At 72.7% G+C, this 19,153-nt stretch carries 16 protein-coding genes and 2 tRNA genes; 9 read left to right on the forward strand and 9 right to left on the reverse strand.

All coding sequences use genetic code 11. The annotated features are described in order from the left end of the window. Entirely contained in the window at positions 1-654 is a 654-nt protein-coding gene (locus QMG39_RS14905; RefSeq protein WP_281886372.1) for a response regulator, read from the forward strand. A gap of 102 nt (positions 655-756) precedes the next feature. Here the strand turns inward: QMG39_RS14905 and QMG39_RS14910 are convergent, their stop codons facing one another. After that, positions 757-1,245, reverse strand: a complete 489-nt coding sequence (locus tag QMG39_RS14910) for a Dps family protein (protein ID WP_281886373.1) — start codon at positions 1,243-1,245, stop codon at positions 757-759. A gap of 135 nt (positions 1,246-1,380) precedes the next feature. On the opposite strand from QMG39_RS14910, the gene QMG39_RS14915 reads away from it, so the two are divergent. Further along, complete coding sequence (locus tag QMG39_RS14915; protein ID WP_281886375.1) at positions 1,381-2,337, forward strand: L-lactate dehydrogenase; 957 nt, start codon at positions 1,381-1,383, stop codon at positions 2,335-2,337. 44 nt (positions 2,338-2,381) lie between these two features. On the opposite strand, the gene QMG39_RS14920 is transcribed toward QMG39_RS14915, so the two are convergent. From QMG39_RS14920 to pflB, 4 genes are read right to left on the reverse strand one after another with little or no spacing between them, the layout of a single operon-like run. Continuing rightward, on the reverse strand, positions 2,382-3,062 hold the full coding sequence (locus tag QMG39_RS14920; RefSeq protein ID WP_281886377.1) for a DUF998 domain-containing protein: 681 nt from the start codon (positions 3,060-3,062) through the stop codon (positions 2,382-2,384). Between the two features lie 46 nt (positions 3,063-3,108). Further along, positions 3,109-4,698 (reverse strand): HD domain-containing phosphohydrolase, encoded by a 1,590-nt coding sequence (locus QMG39_RS14925; protein ID WP_281886379.1) that lies wholly within the window; start codon positions 4,696-4,698, stop codon positions 3,109-3,111. Positions 4,699-4,739: 41 nt separating this feature from the next. Further along, on the reverse strand, positions 4,740-5,546 hold the full coding sequence (pflA, locus tag QMG39_RS14930) for a pyruvate formate-lyase-activating protein (RefSeq protein ID WP_281886381.1): 807 nt from the start codon (positions 5,544-5,546) through the stop codon (positions 4,740-4,742). An 11-nt stretch (positions 5,547-5,557) separates the two neighbouring features. Then, positions 5,558-7,843 (reverse strand): formate C-acetyltransferase, encoded by a 2,286-nt coding sequence (gene pflB / locus QMG39_RS14935; RefSeq protein WP_281886383.1) that lies wholly within the window; start codon positions 7,841-7,843, stop codon positions 5,558-5,560. A gap of 224 nt (positions 7,844-8,067) precedes the next feature. Between pflB and QMG39_RS14940 the strand changes: the two genes are divergently transcribed. Continuing rightward, complete coding sequence (locus QMG39_RS14940; RefSeq protein ID WP_281886385.1) at positions 8,068-8,463, forward strand: rhodanese-like domain-containing protein; 396 nt, start codon at positions 8,068-8,070, stop codon at positions 8,461-8,463. 81 nt (positions 8,464-8,544) lie between these two features. Here QMG39_RS14940 and QMG39_RS14945 read toward each other — a convergent pair whose 3' ends face one another. From QMG39_RS14945 to QMG39_RS14955, 3 genes are all read right to left on the reverse strand, one after another. Continuing rightward, entirely contained in the window at positions 8,545-9,192 is a 648-nt protein-coding gene (locus QMG39_RS14945) for a DUF2637 domain-containing protein (RefSeq protein ID WP_281886387.1), read from the reverse strand. A 116-nt stretch (positions 9,193-9,308) separates the two neighbouring features. Then, positions 9,309-9,379 (reverse strand) — tRNA-Gly (locus QMG39_RS14950). Positions 9,380-9,459: 80 nt separating this feature from the next. Then, positions 9,460-13,134: an SCO7613 C-terminal domain-containing membrane protein gene (locus QMG39_RS14955; protein ID WP_281886389.1), complete on the reverse strand. Its 3,675-nt coding sequence runs from the start codon at positions 13,132-13,134 to the stop codon at positions 9,460-9,462. A 208-nt stretch (positions 13,135-13,342) separates the two neighbouring features. Between QMG39_RS14955 and QMG39_RS14960 the strand changes: the two genes are divergently transcribed. Next, positions 13,343-13,417, forward strand: a tRNA-Pro gene (locus QMG39_RS14960). Positions 13,418-13,467: 50 nt separating this feature from the next. Continuing rightward, the gene (tig, locus tag QMG39_RS14965; RefSeq protein WP_281886391.1) at positions 13,468-14,913 is read left to right on the forward strand and encodes a trigger factor; all 1,446 of its coding nucleotides are present in this window, start codon (positions 13,468-13,470) and stop codon (positions 14,911-14,913) included. Positions 14,914-14,983: 70 nt separating this feature from the next. Here tig and QMG39_RS14970 read toward each other — a convergent pair whose 3' ends face one another. Continuing rightward, positions 14,984-15,709, reverse strand: a complete 726-nt coding sequence (locus QMG39_RS14970) for a hypothetical protein (protein WP_281886393.1) — start codon at positions 15,707-15,709, stop codon at positions 14,984-14,986. Between the two features lie 172 nt (positions 15,710-15,881). On the opposite strand from QMG39_RS14970, the gene QMG39_RS14975 reads away from it, so the two are divergent. From QMG39_RS14975 to QMG39_RS14990, 4 genes are all read left to right on the forward strand, one after another. Then, positions 15,882-17,036 carry a sensor histidine kinase gene (locus tag QMG39_RS14975; protein ID WP_281886394.1) on the forward strand — a complete coding sequence of 385 codons (1,155 nt, stop codon included), beginning with the start codon at positions 15,882-15,884 and terminating at the stop codon, positions 17,034-17,036. Beyond that, positions 16,994-17,710, forward strand: a complete 717-nt coding sequence (locus QMG39_RS14980) for a response regulator (RefSeq protein WP_281886395.1) — start codon at positions 16,994-16,996, stop codon at positions 17,708-17,710. The genes QMG39_RS14975 and QMG39_RS14980 overlap by 43 nt, the downstream gene beginning before the upstream one ends. 88 nt (positions 17,711-17,798) lie before the next feature. Continuing rightward, positions 17,799-18,395, forward strand: coding sequence for an ATP-dependent Clp protease proteolytic subunit (locus QMG39_RS14985; RefSeq protein ID WP_281886396.1), 597 nt, complete (start codon positions 17,799-17,801; stop codon positions 18,393-18,395). Between the two features lie 30 nt (positions 18,396-18,425). Beyond that, positions 18,426-19,097, forward strand: coding sequence for an ATP-dependent Clp protease proteolytic subunit (locus QMG39_RS14990; protein ID WP_281886397.1), 672 nt, complete (start codon positions 18,426-18,428; stop codon positions 19,095-19,097). Positions 19,098-19,153: the final 56 nt, after the last annotated feature.

Below are 19,153 nucleotides of genomic sequence, written 5' to 3' on the forward strand. Positions count from 1 at the left end.
GTGACGGATGCTGCGCTGCGGGTCGTGCTCGCCGAGGACTCGGTGCTCCTGCGCGAGGGCCTCGTGCGCCTCTTCGACGAGGCCGGGTTCGAGACGGTGGGCTCGTACGGCGACGCCGATGCGCTCCTCGAGGAGATCGCGTCGCTCGAACCCGACATCGCGGTGCTCGACGTGCGCATGCCGCCGACGTTCCGCGACGAGGGCGTGCGCGCCGCGCTCGAGTTGCGCAGGCGGATGCCGCGCCTGGGCGTGCTGCTGCTCAGCCAGTACATCGAGGGCACCTACGCCCAGGAGTTGCTGTCGTCGGGGGAGGGCGGCATGGGCTACCTGCTGAAGGACCGCGTCGCCTCGCTCGACGAGCTGGAGGACGCCGTGACGCGCGTGAGCCAGGGCGGCACGGTGCTCGACCCGCAGGTCGTGCGCGAGCTCATCGGCCGCCGGGCCGACCCGCTCGAATCGCTCACGCCGCGCGAGCGCGAGGTGCTCGCGCTCATGGCCGAGGGTCGCACGAACAGCGGCATCTCGCAGCAGCTCTACATCGGCGTGGGCGCAGTGGAGAAGAACGTCACGTCGATCTTCGCCAAGCTCGGCCTGGAGGACTCGGGCTCCGACCACCGCCGCGTGCTCGCGGTGCTCGCCTGGCTGCAGCGCTGACGCGAGCGCCACGCCGACGCGCGACGGCCCGGCGCCGCACGTGCGGGGCCGGGCCGTGTGCGCGGGCGCGGGCCCGCGGCATCCGTGTCTGTCGACCGCCGTTCAGTCGACGCTGATGTGCGAGAACAGGAACCAGCGGTCCTTGTCGAGCCCCTGGCGGATCTCGATGGCGATGTCCTGGCTGGCCAGGTCGAGGTCGTCGAGCCCGTCGACGGCCGAGTTGACCTTCTCGAGCGCGAGGTCGATCTGCGCGATGACCTGCTCGATGGTCGGCTCGGCCTGCTGGAACCCGGCCTTGGGGTTCACGGCGCCGGACTTGTCGGCGACGGTCGCGAGGCGCGCGTCGATCGGCAGGCCGAGGGCGACCACGCGCTCCGCGGCGAGGTCCGCCCACTCCTGCGCGTGGGCGACCACGTCGTCGAGGAGCTCGTGCACCGCGACGAAGTTCGGCCCGCGCACGTGCCAGTGCGCCTGCTTGCCGTTGACGGCGAGGGCGACCAGCTGGTGCACGACCGGGGTCAGGAACTGGGCCACTCCTGCGGCGACGTCGGGATTCGAGCTCGCCTGCGGAGGAACGTGCGTGTCGGTCATTCGGAACCACCTTCCTGGGTGCGTCGTCTGGGCTCACGCTACGCCGATGGAATCGGATTTCAAGCAAGGTTCGGCTGGCCTCACCTCGCGGCCGGGGCCTGTTGCGCGACCCGGGCCTGCGAGCATGATGGAGGCATGGCCGTCATCGAGAACTCCAAGCTGTCCGTCATCGGCGCAGGCGCTGTCGGCGCCTCCGTCGCCCTCTCCGCCCTCGTGCGCGGCAGCGCCCGGGAGGTCGCGCTGTACGACATCGACCGCAAGAAGGCTGAAGCCGAGGTGCTCGACCTCGCGCACGGCACGCTGTTCGCGGGCTCGTCCACGATCGCGGGCGGCGACGACCTCGACGTCGTGACCGGCTCGAACATGGTCATCATCACCGCAGGGGCGAAGCAGCGGCCGGGGCAGACCCGCCTCGACCTCGCCGGCGCGAACATCAACATCATGAAGAGCCTCATGCCGCAGCTGCTCGACCGGGCGCCCGACGCGGTCTACATGCTCGTGACGAACCCGTGCGACGTGCTCACGGTCGCCGCGCAGAAGATCACCGGCCTGCCGAGCTCGCGCGTGTTCTCGTCGGGCACCGTGCTCGACTCCTCGCGCCTGCGCTGGCTGATCGCGCAGCGCGCCGACGTCGCGAGCTCGAGCGTGCACGCCATGATCGTCGGCGAGCACGGCGATTCGGAGTTCCCGCTCTGGTCGCACGCGACCATCGGGCCCGTCCCGATCCGCGACTGGGCCGACGCGCAGTCGGCCGTGAAGCCCGAGCTCGGCGACTTCGACGCGATCGCCGACGAGGTGCGCACCGCGGCCTACCAGATCATCGAGGGCAAGGGCGCGACCAACCACGCGATCGGCCTCTCGGCCGCCCGCATCGCCGAGGCGGTGCTCGACGACCAGCGCGCGGTGCTGCCCGTCTCGAGCGTGCTCGACGACTACCTGGGCGAGTCGGGCGTGGCGCTGTCGGTGCCGTCGATCGTCGACTCCTCGGGCGTCGCCGACGTGCTGCGCATCCCGTTCGACGACGACGAGGCGGCGAAGTTCGCCGCCTCGGCCAAGGTCATCCGCGACTCGCTGCAGACGCTCGGGTTCTAGGCCCGGCGTCGGGCCGCCCCGGCGTGCACGGGGCGGCTCGCCGCTCAGGCATGCGCGAGGCGCAGCATCCGCGTCGACACCGCAAGCTGCCACGGGAAGCGCAGCCCGATCATGACCACCAGCTGGATCAGGCCGCCGACCGGGCGCAGCGGGCCGTCCTCCGGCAGGTAGCAGGCGATCACGAGCACGTTGATGAGCAGCGTGAGCGCTCCGACGACGACCGTGACGGGCACGAGGCGGCGCCATCGCGCGTCCTTCCGCAGCCGGGGGACCAGTGCGATGATGCCGAGCGACCCCACGAGGAAGTAGAGCGTGCCGCCGATGCCGTGCACGCCCGGGTCGACCAGTGCCCCGGTCGCCTCCCGCTCCAGCGGGAAGGCTGCGGCCCACAGCAGGCCGATGGCGCTCACGCCGATCAGCGCGGGGCCGAGCCAGCCGGCCCGGGCGGGCGCGATCGCCCGGTGCAGCCCGACCGCGAACACCAGCGTGAGCACGCCGAAGACGACGAAGTTCGCGGTCTGGATCCATCCGGCCGAGCCCGTGGCGAGACCGGATCCCGGCTCGGCGATGAGGTCGAACTCGTCGCGGCGCACCGCGGCCTGGACCAGCCAGGCCGCCAGGTAGAGCACGGGGCCGATGAGACCTGCGTACGCGCCCGCGCGGACGGCTCTCGGCACGGGCTCGCCCCCGGTCGCCGCTCGGACCGGTTCCCTGGTGGCATCCATGTCGTCCCCCTCCGTCGTGGCCGTTCGCCGGCCCTCGGGAGCGAGGCTACGAGCGTGCGGGAGAGGTCTCGATCGGGAGTTCACCCCATGCCATGAGCCCGTGCTGCATGGCGAACAGCGTCGCCGCGGGCCGGGAGGAGACGCCCATCTTGGCGTAGGCGTTCTGCACGTGACGGTCCGCGGTCTTCACGGCGATCCCGAGGTCGCGCGCGATCTGCTTGGTCGCCTCGCCGCGGGCGAGCCGGGCGACGACCTGCACCTCGCGGCGCGTGAGCCCGGCGGGCCGCGGCACGTCGCCGATCGGTTCGCCGGCGGCCTCGAGGACTGCGGTCACGCATTCGGCGTCGAGTCGCCCGGCCGCGGCGTCGCGCCGGAGCTCGCGCGCGGACTCCTCCGGCGTCATGCCGGGACGGTCGTGACGCGGCTCGGCGCGCAGGCGGAACGCGTCCGCGGCGGCGAGCATGCGAGCCAGCGGAGGGATCGCGTCGCCGGATTCGCCGCGGTGGTAGCCCGACCCGTCCATCGCCTCGTGATGGTGGCTCGCGATCGGGTCGAGCGTCGCGAGGAACGGCGACGAGCCGAGCACCTGCTGCGTGTGGTACGGATGCAGGCGCACCTGCTCGAGGTCGTCCCGGCCGAGCGGCTCGGGCTTGTCCCAGACATCCGCCCACACCGTCACCGCGCCGATGTCGTGCACCGACCCGGCTCGTCGCACGCGGGTCACGTCGGCCGCGCCGTAGCCCGCCAGCGCGGCGGCGCGCGCCGCGAGGCGCGAGACGCGCGAACTGTGCCCGGCCAGGCAGGGCGCAGCCAGGTCGGCGAAGTCGCCGAACGCGGCGAGCGCATCGTCGAGGCCCTCGTCGGCGAGTTCCAGGTGCGGCCGCGGTTCGCGATCGACGACCTCCCGATCGAACGAGTCCGGCTCGCGGGCGAGGAATGCCCCCGGATCCCCGAGGAACGCGCCGGTGACCACCGGATCGAAGGCGGCGCCCTCCCGCCGCCGCACGACGTCGGCGACCTCGTCGATCGACCGCGTGAGCGACTGGAACCCCGAGTCGACCGCGACATGGGCGATGCGCAGCGAGACCGGGAGGTCCTCCGCGCTCCGGCGGTGGGGGAGCCCGTTGCCGTCCCAGCGCTCGGTGACCATGGCGAGCCCGTCGGCCACGGCGGCGGGCAGTCCCAGCCGCGCGCTGAGCATCGGACCGACCTCGCAGACGGCCGTGAAGTGGCCCGTGCGGGTGCGCGCCCAGCGGGTCATCTCGGTGGCGCGGTGCACGGTGCGCTCGATCGGGTTCGGGTGTCCGACGCCGAGCGCCCGGTACGCGCCCCTCAGCTGTTCGCCCGCGGAGCCGAACAGGATCGGGTCGATGTGCGTCGGTGTCGCGCCGGGCGCCATCACGCGCGCGCCGACGTGGGCGTCGGTCGTGCACGTGACGTGCAGCAGCAGCGCGGTGAGCCAGGCCGCGCGCTCGGTCTCCGCATCGACGCCGATCGCCCGAGCGAGCCGGGCGGCGATCACGGCGGCCTGCATGCCCTGCTCGAGCGGCCTGCCCATGCCATAGTCGATGGCGAGCGAGAGGGCGGCGACGATCTCCGTCGTCCGTACCCGTTCCCCCGACCCGGTACCGGTCATGCCCTCAGGCTACTCGCGGCCCGGGTCGGAGGTCGTGCGGCTCAGGCCACCGGCACGCCCGCCCGGCGGAAGCGGTCGCGCACCGCGTCGACCCGTTCCGGCTCGGGCGGGCGCGTGTCGGCGAGCGCGTAGTCCGCGCCGATGCGCTCCCACTTGTCGGCGCCCATCTGGTGGAACGGCAGCACCTCGAGGCGCTCCACGTTCGGCCAGCGCGACACGATGCGGGCGACCGCGTCGACGTTCTCGTCGGCATCGGTGAGCCCGGGCACGAGCACGAAGCGCACCCACACCCGCGTGCCGCGGGCGGCGAGGCGGTCGCCGAACGCGATCGTCGGCTCGAGGTCGACGCCGGTGACGTCGCGGTAGGTGTCCGGGAGCCCCGACTTCACGTCGAGCAGCACAAGGTCGACGTCGTCGAGCATGTCGTCGTCGGCCTTCGCCCCGAGGAATCCGCTCGTGTCGAGCGCGGTGTGCACTCCGAGAGCGGATGCCTCGTGCAGCACGCGCCGCACGAACGGCGCCTGCATCAGCGGCTCGCCGCCCGACAGCGTCAGCCCGCCGCCGGTCGCGGCGAACACGTCGCGGTAGCGCGCGATGCGGGCGACCAGCTCGTCGACCGTCGTCGCGGTGCCGTCGCGCATGCGCCACGTGTCGGGGTTGTGGCAGTACTGGCACCGCAACGGGCATCCGTTCAGGAACACCGTGAGGCGCGTTCCGGGGCCGTCGACCGCGGTCACGAGCTCCCACGAGTGCACGTTGCCGACCTCGCCGGCCCGCTGCGCGCGGAGGCGCTCGTGGTGCGCCTCCGCGAGCGCCTCGCGGCTGGGGTGGAGGGTCAGGGCGACCATGACGGCCTGCCTCAGACCCCGGCGTGGAAGGTGCGGTCGAGCACGTCCTGCTGCTGCTCGCGCGTGAGCCGCACGAAGTTCACCGCGTAGCCCGAGACGCGGATGGTCAGCTGCGGGTAGTTCTCGGGGTGCTCCATGGCGTCGACGAGCGTCTCGCGCCGCAGCACGTTGACGTTCATGTGGTAGCCGTTGCGTGCGATGTACGCGTCGAGCAGTCCGACCAGGTTCGACACGCGCTCGTCCTCGGTGCGGCCGAGGCCCTGGGGCGCGACCGTCGTGGTGAGCGAGATGCCGTCCTGCGCGTCCTCGAACGGCAGCTTCGCCACCGAGAGGGCGCTCGCGAGCATGCCGTGCGTGTCGCGGCCGTTCATCGGGTTCGCACCCGGGGCGAACGGGGCGCCCGCGGGCCGGCCATCGGGCGTGCCGCCGGTCGCCTTGCCGTAGACCACGTTCGAGGTGATGGTGAGCACCGACTGGGTGTGGATCGCGTTCCGGTAGGTGGGGTGCTTGCGCACCATCGCCATGAACTCGTGCACCAGCTCGGCAGCGATCTCGTCGGCGCGGTCGTCGTCGTTGCCGTAGGCGGGGTACTCGCCCTCGACCACGTAGTCGACGACCAGGCCGGTCTCGTCGCGCACCGGGCGCACCGTCGCGTACCGGATCGCCGAGAGCGAGTCGGCGGCCACGGAGAGCCCCGCGATGCCGCAGGCCATGGTGCGCACGACGTCGCGGTCGTGCAGCGCCATCTCGAGCCGCTCGTACGCGTACTTGTCGTGCATGTAGTGGATCGTGTTGAGCGCGTCGACGTAGGTCTCCGCGAGCCACTCCATGGTGCCGCGGAACGCCTCGCGCACCTGGTCGTAGTCGAGCACGTCGCCCTGCGCCGGCGCGGCGACCGGCGCGACCTGGTGGCCGGAGATCTCGTCGCGTCCGCCGTTGATGGCGTAGAGCAGGGTCTTGGCGAGGTTCACGCGTGCGCCGAAGAACTGCATCTGCTTGCCGACGGCCATCGGCGAGACGCAGCACGCGATGGCGCTGTCGTCGCCGCACGCGCTGCGGATCAGGGCATCCGACTCGTACTGGATCGCGCTCGTGTCGATCGACACCTGCGCGCAGAACCGCTTGAAGCCCTCGGGCAGGTCCGCGCTCCAGAACACGGTGAGGTTCGGCTCGGGTGCCGGGCCGAGGTTGTAGAGCGTCTGCAGCATGCGGAACGCCGTCCTGGTGACGAGCGGGCGGCCGTCGGCGCCGACGCCGCCGAGCGACTCGGTCACCCAGGTCGGATCGCCGCTGAACAGCGCGTCGTACTCGGGGGTGCGGAGGAACCGCACGATGCGCAGCTTGATCACGAGGTCGTCGACGAGCTCCTGCGCCAGGGTCTCGTCGATGCGGCCCGCGGCGAGGTCGCGCTGCAGGTAGACGTCGAGGAAGCCGGTGTTGCGGCCGAACGACATGGCCGCGCCGTTCTGCTCCTTTACCGCGCCGAGGTACGCGAAGTACAGCCACTGCACGGCCTCCTGCGCGGTCCCGGCGGGGCGGCGGATGTCGAAGCCGTACGAGTCGGCCATCGCGACCAGTTCCTGCAGGGCGCGGATCTGCTCGGCGTTCTCCTCGCGGTCGCGGATGACCTCCTCGGTCGAGAACCGCATGTCGAGCTCGGCGCGCTCGGTGCGCTTCGCGGCGATGAGCGCGTCGACGCCGTACAGGGCCACGCGGCGGTAGTCGCCGATGATGCGGCCGCGGCCGTACGCGTCGGGCAGCCCGGTGATGATGTGGCTGTGCCGTGCGCGCTTCACGCCGGGGGAGTAGGCGTCGAACACGCCCTGGTTGTGGGTCTTGCGGTACTTGGTGAAGGTCTCCTCGACGCGCTCGTCGACGTCGTAGCCGTAGGTCTTCAGGGCGCCGGCGACCATCCGCCATCCGCCGTTCGGCATGATCGCGCGCTTCAGCGGGGCATCCGTCTGCAGGCCGACGATGAGCTCGCGGTCGCGGTTGATGTAGCCGGGGGCGTGCGAGGTGATCGTCGAGGGGGTGTGCGGGTCGATGTCGTAGACGCCCCGCTCGCGCTCGGCGGGGAACATCTCCGTGAGGGTGTTCCAGACGGCCAGCGTGCGCTCGGTGGGGCCCTGCAGGAAGGCGGCGTCGCCCTCGTACGGCAGGTAGTTGCGCTGGATGAAGTCGCGGACGTCGATGCCGTCCTGCCAAGGGCCGGGGGCGAACCCCTGCCACGCCTCGGGGTGCTCGGCGGCCTCGTGGGTCGTACCGGTCGTGGTGCGGGTCTGGTCGAGCGTGCTCATCGCGTCCTCCTCGGGACTCTCCCTGCGCGCCGTGAGGATCACCCGCGGCGCCCCATCGCTTCCGTGGTCGGACCATTGTGGTCTGACCACCCTTCCACCGTACTCCTGCCCGCTGGGAATCACCAGTGATTCGCGGGGATCGGTCGATCGGGAGAGGTGACGGATGCCTCGGGCCGACCGCAGTGGTCACTCGACCAAATACCCATGGGGTATTATTGACGCCCATGAGCACCATGCGTTCCACCACCCGTCCGTTCGCCCGCGTCATCGCGCTGCTCGCGGCAGCCTTCGCGACCGTCTTCGCACTCGCGGCCTGCTCGTCGGCGGAGCCGATCGAGGTCGGCAGCGACACGGTCGTCGTCGACGTGCGCACCGCGGGCGAGTACGCCTCCGGTCACCTCGACGGCGCGGTCAACATCGACGTGCAGTCGGCCTCGTTCGACGCGGCGATCGCCGAGCTCGACCCCGAGGGCTCGTACGTCGTCTACTGCCGCTCGGGCAACCGCTCGGCCGCGGCCATCGACCGCATGGAGGCGGCGGGCTTCACCGACCTCGTGAACGCGGGCGGTCTCCAGGACGCCGCGGACGCCACCGGCATCGAGATCGTCACCGGCCCGTAGCCACCCCCGAACGTCACCGATGGGCCCGCGGCGATCGCCGCGGGCCCATCGCCGTCTCCGGCCGGGGCGGAGCGGGCCGGCTCAGGCGACGAGCTGCTCGTGGCGGCGGATCCACTCCACGAGCGTCTCGCGGGGCACGCCGACCCGTTCGGTGACGCGGTCCATCGGCACGTTCGCCTCGAGCAGGGCGCGCGCCTCGGCGACCACCTGCTCCTCGTCGATGACGACGGGCTCGCCGGTCTCGAGCGCGTCGAGCTCCGCGTCGAGATCGCCGGTGTGGGCGACGGACTTCAGCAGTCCGGCCGCGACCGGCGAGCGGTGCCGCGTGAACACGGTGTGCACCGCGAGGTGCGCGGTGAAGGCGAGCGCGATCGGCGGCACGGCCGAGATGACCACGGCCGGCCACACACCCAGTGCGAGCGACGACGCCGGGAGCGCGAGCACGTGCACCGCGTTGCCTGCGACCGTCGCGACGATGAACACCCAGAACGTCACCCAGGTGAGCGCGCGCGAGGTGTCGGGCAGCAGCACCGCGATGAGCGTCGCGGCCACGACCGGCAGGTCGACGATGAGCGGGAACACCCACGCCCGTTCGGGCGGGATGCCGCCGGCGGCGACGGCGAGCTCGTAGAGCGCGCCGTACGAGAGGTAGAACGCGCCGACCGCTGCGGCGATGACGAGCAGGACGAGTCCGCCGCGCAGCAGGCGCGACGAGGGCGAGTCGGGCACGGGATCTCCGTTCGGGTCACGGGTGAGGTCGTGGCCGAGCGTAGGAGCGACCGCCGACACCCGTGGCCGGGAACGACGAACGCCCGGCGGAGCGGCGTCCACCGGGCGTGTCAGGGAGGGGATGACGGGAATCGAACCCGCGTAATCAGTTTGGAAGACTGAGGCTCTACCATTGAGCTACATCCCCGCGCGCCCGTTCGGGCACTGGAACATGGTAGTACACGCGGGGCGTCCCACCGTGCACGCGCCGAGCCCGTCGGGCGCCCGTCAGCGGAACGATCCGATCGTCGCGATCACCCGCCGTGCCGTGCGCAGCTGCCGCTCGTAGGTCGCCGCGATCACGATGAGCAGCACACCCGCGATGCCGAGCCACACCCACCACCACACGGCCTGGTAGAGCGCCGCGATCCACGGCCAGAGCTGCGCGACCGCGTGCACCGCGAGCACGACGCCCCCGATGAGGAACGGGGCCTGCAGGCGGCCGAACGCGCCGACGAGCAGCACTGCGAGCGACGCCACACCGAGCGTCACGACCCGCCAGAGCTCGGGGTCGGTGAAGTCGGCGGCGAGGGCCGGCAGCAGCAGCACCGCGAGACCGGGCCCGAGCGTGCTCCACGACGACCGCGCGGGCGTCCGGACCAGGTCGATGACGCCGGCGCCGAGTAGCGCGAGTGCCACGCCGGCGGTGACCGGGTCGCTGGGCTGCACCGCGTCGGTCGCGAGCGAGACGATCGCGAGGAGCACGAGCGCCGCGAGCGTCGACCACCGCGTGACCGAGCCGCCGAACGGGCGGGTCGTCGACCACGCCGCCGCGACGTGCAGCACGGCCAGCACCGCGAGCGCGAGGATGACGCGCCACTCCGGCGCGCCGGCCGCCAGCATGGCCAGCACGGGCGCGAGCGCGACGGCGACGGATGCCGCGAGCAGCCACTCCGCGGCGGCCCCGGGCGTCGCGCGCCGGCGCACCCAGCCGACCGATGCGAGGAACCCGGCCATCAGGGCGACCGCGCCCCACGGCTCCGGCGGCAGGAACGTGGTGCCGAGCCGTGCGGCGGTGATACCGGCGACCGCGCTCGCGAGCGCCGTGCCGGCCCACCCCATCGCGAGGGCGATCGCGGCCGCTCGCGCGCCCGCCACCCGCTCCGGCAGCACGAAGCCCGCGACGACGAGGGCGATGCCGACGGCCGCGACCACGAGGGCGCGCACGGCGTCGTCGGCGGCAGCGGCGGAGGGGAGCAGCGCGGTGGCGGTCGCTCCCGTGGCGAGCGCCGTGGCCGAACGCTCCGGCGGGGCATCCGGATGGTGCCGTGCGGTGAGGAGGAACCACACGGTCGCGAGGGCGATCGCCGCCGGCAGCGAGTACGCCTCGACCGCGTCGGCACCGAGCGTCGCCGAGCCCGACCACGCCGCGGCGATCGCGAGCAGCACCGACCCCCACGACGCGTGGCGCCACGGTCCGGTGACGACGTCGCCGACCGACGCGGCCACGAGCACCGGGGTCGGCGCGAGCAGGAGGAGCGGCAGCCAGGCCGGCACGTCGCCGATCACGACGAGCCCGACGGTCGTCACCGCCACGAGCGCGACGCTGCCCGCCCAGACCAGGCGCGGCGTGGGCGGCGCCTCGGGCAGCAGGAGCAGCACGCCGGCGGCGATCGTCGCGGCGACGGCACCCGCGACTCCGGCGAGGTCGGCGCGGTGCAGCCCGTCGGTCACGAGGGCGATGCCCGTGATCAGGGCGCCGACGGGGGCGACGAGCGCGAGCGTCATGCGCACGACGATCGCGCGGCGGCTCCACTGCCAGGCGGTCGCGGCCAGCGTGACCAGCAGTGCCGCGACGCCGCGCGAGGGCTCGTCGGTCGAGAACGCGACCGTGGTGGCGGCGAGCACCGCAGCCACGGCGAGCGGACCGGCTGCAGCCACGAGGTCGGCGTCGCGCCACGCGCGCCACGTGAGCCCGGCGATGAGCAGGCAGAGTGCGGCGCCCGCCGACGCCCACGAGGCCGCCGCGTCCCAGTCCTCGGGCAGGTCGACGCCGAGTTCACCGAGCAGTGCGGGTGCTCCGGCGAACAGGCCGACGACCCCGAGCGCCGCGATCACGACGTGCAGCGCATCCGCCACGGCGACCGCCCCCTCGGTCCAGACCGCGCGCGAGAGCACCCGCCCCGCGACCGCGAGCGCGACGACCGCGGCGAGCGCCGCAGAGAAGAGCACCGGGTCGGATGCCACGAGGAGCGCGACGACGACCGCGAGCCCGCCGCCCGAGGCGAGCACGACCCGCACCGTCGTCGACACGCGCAGCGCGGCGCATGCGGCGAGCGCGGCGGCCGCGGCGAGCAGCAGCACGGCCACGCACTCGGGCCGGTCGAGGCTCGCCGCGAACGGGAACACCGCCGCCGCGAGCAGGCCGACCGGCACGGCGAGGAAGCGGCGTCCCGACCGGAGCAGGTACGTGACCGCGAGCGTCGCCGCACCGAGCGCGATCGCCGCCGCCGCGCTGCCCAGCGCGTATTCCCGCCCCGTACCGGACGCCGACGCGAACTCGAACGCGGTGATGCGGTCCACCACCGTCATCACCGCGTACGGCAGGGCGAACGCGCTCGCGGCCGCGGCGACGACGAGGGCGGGAACCGACGCCCACACCGCGAGCGTCGAGACCGATCGAATCGGGAGGAGCCGCGCAGCCGCGGCGAGGACAGCGACGGCGCCGGCCGCAGCCGGAGCGAGGGCGATCGCGGCGGGCTCGGCCACCCGGTCGGCGAGCTCGAGCGCGGGGCCCAGCGCTGCGGCGATGCCCGCAAGGAGCGCACCCGCGCGCGCGGACTCGCGGCGCAGGCGCTCAGCGGGATGCGCGTCCGCGATGAGCGCCCATCCGCCCCACACGCCGGCGATCGCCCAGAGCGACCAGAGCACGGGCACCTCGTCGGTCCACGGTGCGGCGGCGAGCGCCAGGATGCCGCCGAACGCGCCGGCGCCCACCGCGACGGCCCTCGAGGCGGATGCCGGCAGGAACCATGCGGCGGCCCCGACCGCGAGCGCCAGGCCGCCGCCGGCCCAGACCGACGTCGGGAGTTCCTCGGAAACGGTCGAGCCGAGGAGGAAGACGGCCGTCGGCACGAGGCCCGCGGCCGCCCAGCCGGGCACCCGCACCCGAGTCGCCCATCGGGCGCCGATCAGCAGCACGGAGAGCGCGAGCAGCGCCATGCCGGAGTAGAGGCGCCCGTCCAGCAGGTCGGTGCCGAACAGCGCGTTCGCACGCACGATCCACACGTCGAGCAGCAGCAGCACGACCGCCACGACGGCGACCCCCTCGGCCGTGCCCGCGAGCCCGCGGCGGCGCAGCAGCCAGGCGAGGCCAAGCACGAGCACGCTCGCGAACGCGATGATCACCGAGCGCACCTCGAGCGACGCGACGAGGTAGGCGACGAAGAGGAACACGATCGCCGCGACCGACGTGAGGATGACGCCGATCGAGAGGAGCAGCACCTGCACGCCAGAACGCGTGCGCCTCGCCGGGGCGGTCTCGCCGGCCGCGGCGGAGCCGGAAGCGGGCGTGGGAGGGGAGGGCGCGACGCTCGGCTCGGGCGCCTCGCCGGGGGCATCCGCCCGCCCCTCGCCCGGTCCGGCCGGCGCGGCGACGGCCGCCGACCCCGGTGCCGCCGCGGCGACGCGCGCGGCGTGCTCGCGCCGGGCCCGCTCGCGTTCCGCCTGCTCCGCCCGCAACTCGGCGATGAGCGCCTGCCGGCCCTGCTCGGCCTCGAGCACCCCGCGCGAGGCCGCGAGCAGCTCCCCGGCGCGCGGCACGTCGAGCGCGAGGCCGCACGCGTCGCACGTCGCCGAGCGCAGCGGCGTGAAGCAGGCGGGGCACCGCGTCGTGTCGACGAGGTGCTCGGGGGCCTCGGGCCAGCGGCGGAGACCGGGACGTGGCGCGCGCGCGTCGCTCATGGCTGAATGCTGCCAGAGCACGGATGCCCGGTGGCGGATGCCGCGCACCTGTGGACCGTGTCCTCACCGGCGTGCGCGTGGAGCACGCGCGCGGCCGGGCCGCCCCGCGCGCCCGCGGAACGCGTGCAGTAGACTCGTTCGGGTTGTCTCCGTGCACCGGTGCGTCTCGGCGCGCCCACACGGGAGACCCACGAGTTGAGTGCCGACTCGGGGCGTAGCTCAGCTTGGCTAGAGCGCCCGCTTTGGGAGCGGGAGGTCGCAGGTTCGAATCCTGTCGCCCCGACGAGTCGCTCGAGTCGACTCGAACTTCCACGAATTCAGGAGAACCGTTCCATGCCGACCACTTCGGTTGAGAAGCTGAGCCCCACCCGTGCCAAGCTCACCATCACGGTGACGCCGGAGGAGCTCAAGCCCAGCATCACGCACGCCTACGGCCACATCGCCGAGCAGGTCAACATCCCCGGCTTCCGCAAGGGCAAGGTTCCGCCGCCCATCATCGACCAGCGCGTCGGCAAGGGCGCCGTGCTCGAGCACGCCGTGAACGAGGGCCTCGACGGCTTCTACCGTTCCGCGATCGAGGAGCACAAGCTCCGCCCGCTCGGCCGCCCGGAGGCCGACATCGTCGAGTGGCCCAGCGACAAGGACTTCTCGGGCGACCTGCTGCTCGCCATCGAGGTCGACGTGCGCCCCGAGATCGAGCTGCCCGAGTACGCCGGCGTCGAGCTGACCGTCGACGCGGTCGAGGTCGGCGACGACGAGGTGGCCGAGGAGCTCGACCGTCTGCGCACCCGCTTCGGCACCCTCATCACGGTCGACCGTCCCGCCACCACCGGTGACTTCGTCACCCTCGACCTGGTCGCCACCATCGACGGCGCCGAGGTCGACACCGCCTCGGGCGTCTCCTACGAGATCGGCTCGGGCGAGTTGCTCGAGGGCATCGACGAGGCGCTCGACTCGCTCACCGCGGGCGAGACCACGACCTTCGAGTCGAAGCTGCTCGGCGGCGACCACCAGGGCGAGACCGCCGAGATCACCGTGAACGTCACCGCCGTGAAGGAGCGCGAGCTCCCCGAGGCCGACGACGACTTCGCGCAGATCGCGAGCGAGTTCGACACCCTCGACGAGCTCAAGGCGAGCCTCGTCGAGCAGGTCTCGAAGTCGAAGGTCTTCGGCCAGGGCACCCAGGCCCGCGACCTGCTCGTCGACAAGCTCCTCGAGCTCGTCGAGGTGCCGGTCGCCGAGTCGGTCATCGAGGACGAGGTGCACCGCCACCTCGAGGGCGAGGGTCGTCTCGAGGACGACGAGCACCGCGCCGAGGTCACCGAGTCGAGCACCAAGGCCTTCAAGACGCAGATCGTGCTCGACGCGATCGCCGAGAAGGAGTCGGTGCAGGTCAGCCAGGAGGAGCTCAGTCAGTACCTCGTCCAGGGCGCCGCGCAGTACGGCATGGACCCGAACGAGTTCGTGCAGGCGCTCAGCTCGAACGGCCAGATCCCGGCCATGGTCGGCGAGGTCGCGCGCAACAAGACGCTCGCGATCGTGCTCGGCAAGGCCGTCGTGAAGGATTCCAACGGTGCCGTCGTCGACCTGAGCGAGTTCACCGCGGTCCCCGGTCAGGACGACGAGGCGGATGCCGCTGAGGGCGACGCCGTCGTCGAGGAGACCGTCGCCGAGGAGCCGGCCGCCGCGGAGCCGGCCGCCGAGGAGGCCCCGGTCGAGGAGGCTCCCAAGAAGAAGGCGCCGGCCCGCAAGAAGGCCGCCGCGAAGGACGCCGAGTAGGCGACACCCGCACGATCGAGAGGGTCGGATGCCAGGGGGCATCCGGCCCTCTCGCCGTCTCCGGCCCCGGTCAGGCGCGTGCTGCGTCGACCCGCGCCACCGTGGAGTCGACCGACTCGTCCGCCTCGAGCGCGGTCGTCCAGGCGCCGCGGCCGCCCCGGAGGATCGCCATCGCGGCCCCGGTGAACGCGATGAGGCCGAGCACCATCGAGGCGTAGGTGATCCATACGCCCGAGAGGAAGTTCGGCAGTCCGAACTCGACGACGACCCACACGAGCAGCGCGATCGGCACCCACACGGGTGCGATGCGCGATCGGAGCATCGCGATGCCCGTGAAGACGACGCCGAGCACGGTGCCGAGCAGGCCGAACGCGAGGTAGGGCAGGAAGGCGCCGCCCTGGGAGGCATCCGCCGCGGCCACCGCCGCAGCCGTGTCGCCCGTCTCGGTGGCGTACACGGCCATCTCGCGACCCACGAGGGACGCCCCCGCGAACACCGCGTGACCGAAGGCGCCGAGACCCGAGAGCACCGCGCCGATCGTGCCGGTGACGCGGGCGCGATGCACCGTCGCATGGGCGAGTCCGACCAGTCCGATGGCCCAGCACACCTGCGACAGAGCGAACAGCTGCAGGCCGAGCGCGGCGGTGGGCGACTCCGCGAGCAGGCGGATGTACTCCGCGTTGTCGTCGGGGAACTCGGGCTGCAGCAGCAGCCCGACGAACGCCAGCACGATGCCGGCGACCAGCGAGACGGCGACGACGACTCGTCGCAGGGCGGGCAGTGCGGTGCGGGACATGAGGACCTCCTCGATCGCGGGCCGCGGCCGTTCCGCGACCCCTGACGGGAACGTAGGAGGGCCGGCGCGTCACGGTCTGCCGCGCCGCGTACCGGGCCGGTCCACCCGCGTCGACACGAGGAGTCGACCCGGGTGGATTCCCGCGCGACGCGCCGGGCGCTAGCCTCCGATCATGGAGCGTTCCCGCCATCGAGATCTCGCGGTCGACCTGGTGCTCGCGGGCATCGTCGCAGCCGCAGGTCTCGCCGAGGTGTGGGTGCCGCTCGAGTCCGTGCAGGGCACCGGCTCGCCGATCGTCAGCAGCGTCGCGATCGTCCTCGCGGGGTGCCTGCTCGCCCTGCGTCGGCGGGCCCCGATCGCGCTCGTCGGCGTACCGGCGACCTGGGTGCTCGCCGGCATCGTGACGCTCGGCGATCTCCAGATCCTGTTCTTCGGGGAGCTCGTCCCCATGTACTTCGCGCTCTACTCGGGCATCCGATTCGGCCGCCCGCGGGCAGCCGCGGCGGTTGCCGGTTCGGTGGCGCTCGCCGTCGTGATCGCGGACCTCACCATCCCGTACCTGCAGGATGCGAGCGAGCTCCTGTTCCACTGGGGAATCCTGATCGCGATCGCACTCATCGCGCTCGGCGTGCGCCGATCCGAAGCGCGGGCCGTCGCGGCGGCGCTCCGCGCCGAGCGCTCCGAGGCGGAGGCGCGCCATGCAGCCATGCTCGCCGTGGCCGAGGAACGGGCTCGCATCGCGCGCGAGCTGCACGACATCCTCGGGCACTCGATGAGCGTGGTGGTCGTGCAGGCGGGGGCCGCCGCCGAAGTGGTCGACGACGACCCGGTCGCGGTGCGCCGTGCGCTCGAGGCGATCCGCTCGATCGGGCGCGACTCGCTCGCCGAGGTGCGTCGGGTCGTCGCGCTGCTGCGCGAGGACGAGGAGGCGGGCCTCGCGCCGGTGCCGGGCATCGATCGGCTGCCCGACCTCATCGCGCAGGCCCGGGATGCGGGTCTCGACGTCACGTACTCGGTGGTCGGCAACGTCGACGCGCTCTCCGCCGGCCGGGGGCTCGCGGTCTACCGGGTCGTGCAGGAGGCGCTCACCAACGTGCGCCGACACGCGAACGCGCGGTCGGCGGCCGTGGTCGTGACCGCGACGCCGGACGCGGTGACCGTGACCGTGACGGACGACGGCGGTGGCCACGCGGCGAGCGGGGCGGCGGGCCACGGCCTGTTCGGCATGCGCGAGCGCGTCGCGATCTACGGCGGCGAACTCGAGGCGGGCCCGCAGGAGGGCGGATGGCACGTCCGCGCGGAGCTTCCGGTGCTGGGGCCGTCGTGAACGACGCCGCTGCACCCCTCCGCGTGCTGCTCGTCGACGACCAGGAGCTCGTGCGCGTCGGGTTCCGGTTGATCCTCGAGCGGGCCGGCATGGTCGTCGTGGGGGAGGCGGGCGACGGCGAGCAGGCGGTGGCCGCCGCATCCGCCCATCACCCCGACGTGGTGCTCATGGACGTGCGGATGCCGGTGGTGGACGGCATCGAGGCGACGCGCAGGATCATGGCGGGCGAGTCGCCGCCACGCGTGCTCGCACTCACGACGTTCGACCTCGACGAGTACGTGTTCGCGACCGTGCAGGCGGGGGCATCCGGGTTCCTGCTCAAGGACGCGCCGCCGGCCGACCTCGTGCACGCGGTGCGCGTGGTCGCCCGGGGAGACGCCATGCTCGCACCCACGGTCACCGCACGCCTGCTCGGGAGGTTCACGGCCCCGGCCGATGCCGATCGACCCACCGTCACGCTGCCGGCGCTCACGGAGCGCGAGCGGGAGGTCGTGCGGCTCGTCGCCCACGGCCGGTCGAACGCGGAGATCGCCGAGCGGCTCTTCCTCAGCGAGTCGACGGTGAAGACCTACGTGTCGCGGCTGTTCGCGAAGCTGGGCGTGCGCGATCGCGTGCAGGTCGCGGTGCTCGCCTACGAGAGCGGCCTGGTGCGCCCGGGCGAGCCGATCGCCTGACGCGCGCGACACGTCCTCCGCCCACGGCGAACAGCACGACCCGGCCGATTCGCAGCGGATAGATTCGATGCCGAACGCGAATACCGAAATGGAGCGACACATGGCCGAACCGGCACTGCAGCCCAGTGTTTTCGATCGACTGCTGAAGGACCGCATCATCTGGCTCGGTTCCGAGGTGCGAGACGACAACGCGAACGAGATCGCCGCGAAGCTCCTGCTCCTCGCCGCCGAGGACCCGAAGAAGGACATCTACCTCTACATCAACTCGCCCGGCGGCTCGATCACCGCGGGCATGGCGATCTACGACACCATGCAGTTCGTGCCGAACGACATCGTCACGGTCGGCATCGGCATGGCCGCCTCGATGGGGCAGCTGCTGCTCACCGCGGGCGCCAAGGGCAAGCGCTACATCACCCCGAACGCGCGCGTGCTGCTGCACCAGCCGCACGGCGGCTTCGGCGGCACCGCGAGCGACATCCAGACGCAGGCGCAGCTCATCCTCGACATGAAGCGCCGCCTCGCCGAGATCACCGCTGCGGCGACCGGCAAGACGGTCGAGCAGATCAACGCCGACGGCGACCGCGACCGCTGGTTCAACGCCGAGGAGGCCCTCGAGTACGGGTTCGTCGACGCGATCCGCGAGTCGGCGACCGACGTCTCGGGCGGCGGCGGCACGGCGGCATAGGGCAGCGAGAGAAGAGAGAACGACACCCACATGAAGACTCCCGACTTCGGCGGCACCGCGCACGGCGCCCTCGCCGCCCCCGGTTCGCGCTACATCCTCCCGAGCTTCGAGGAGCGCACGGCCTACGGCTACAAGCGCCAGGACCCGTACGCCAAGCTGTTCGAGGACCGCATCATCTTCCTCGGCGTGCAGGTCGACGACGCCTCGGCCGACGACATCATGGCCCAGCTCCTGGTGCTCGAGTCGATGGATCCCGACCGCGACATCATCCTGTACATCAACTCGCCCGGCGGCTCGTTCACGGCCATGACGGCGATCTACGACACGATGCAGTACATCCGCCCGCAGATCCAGACGGTCGTGCTCGGCCAGGCCGCGTCGGCGGCGGCGGTCATCGCGGCGGCGGGCACGCCCGGCAAGCGCCTGGCGCTGCCGAACGCGCGCGTGCTCATCCACCAGCCCGCCGTCGGCCAGGCAGGCCAGGGCCAGGCGTCCGACATCGAGATCCAGGCCGCCGAGATCATGCGCATGCGCACGTGGCTCGAGGAGACGCTCGCGCGCCACTCCAAGCGCGACCAGCAGCAGGTGCACGAGGACATCGACCGCGACAAGATCCTCTCGGCGGAGGAGTCGCTCGAGTACGGCCTCATCGACCAGGTGCTCACGAGCCGCAAGAACGCTCCGGCGTCGATCGCTCCGTAGCATCCGCTCGACGATCGAGGGCGGGAGGGCGCATGCCCCTCCCGCCCTTCGTCGTT

Source organism: Agromyces rhizosphaerae, from assembly GCF_027925245.1.
GTDB lineage: Bacteria > Actinomycetota > Actinomycetes > Actinomycetales > Microbacteriaceae > Agromyces > Agromyces rhizosphaerae.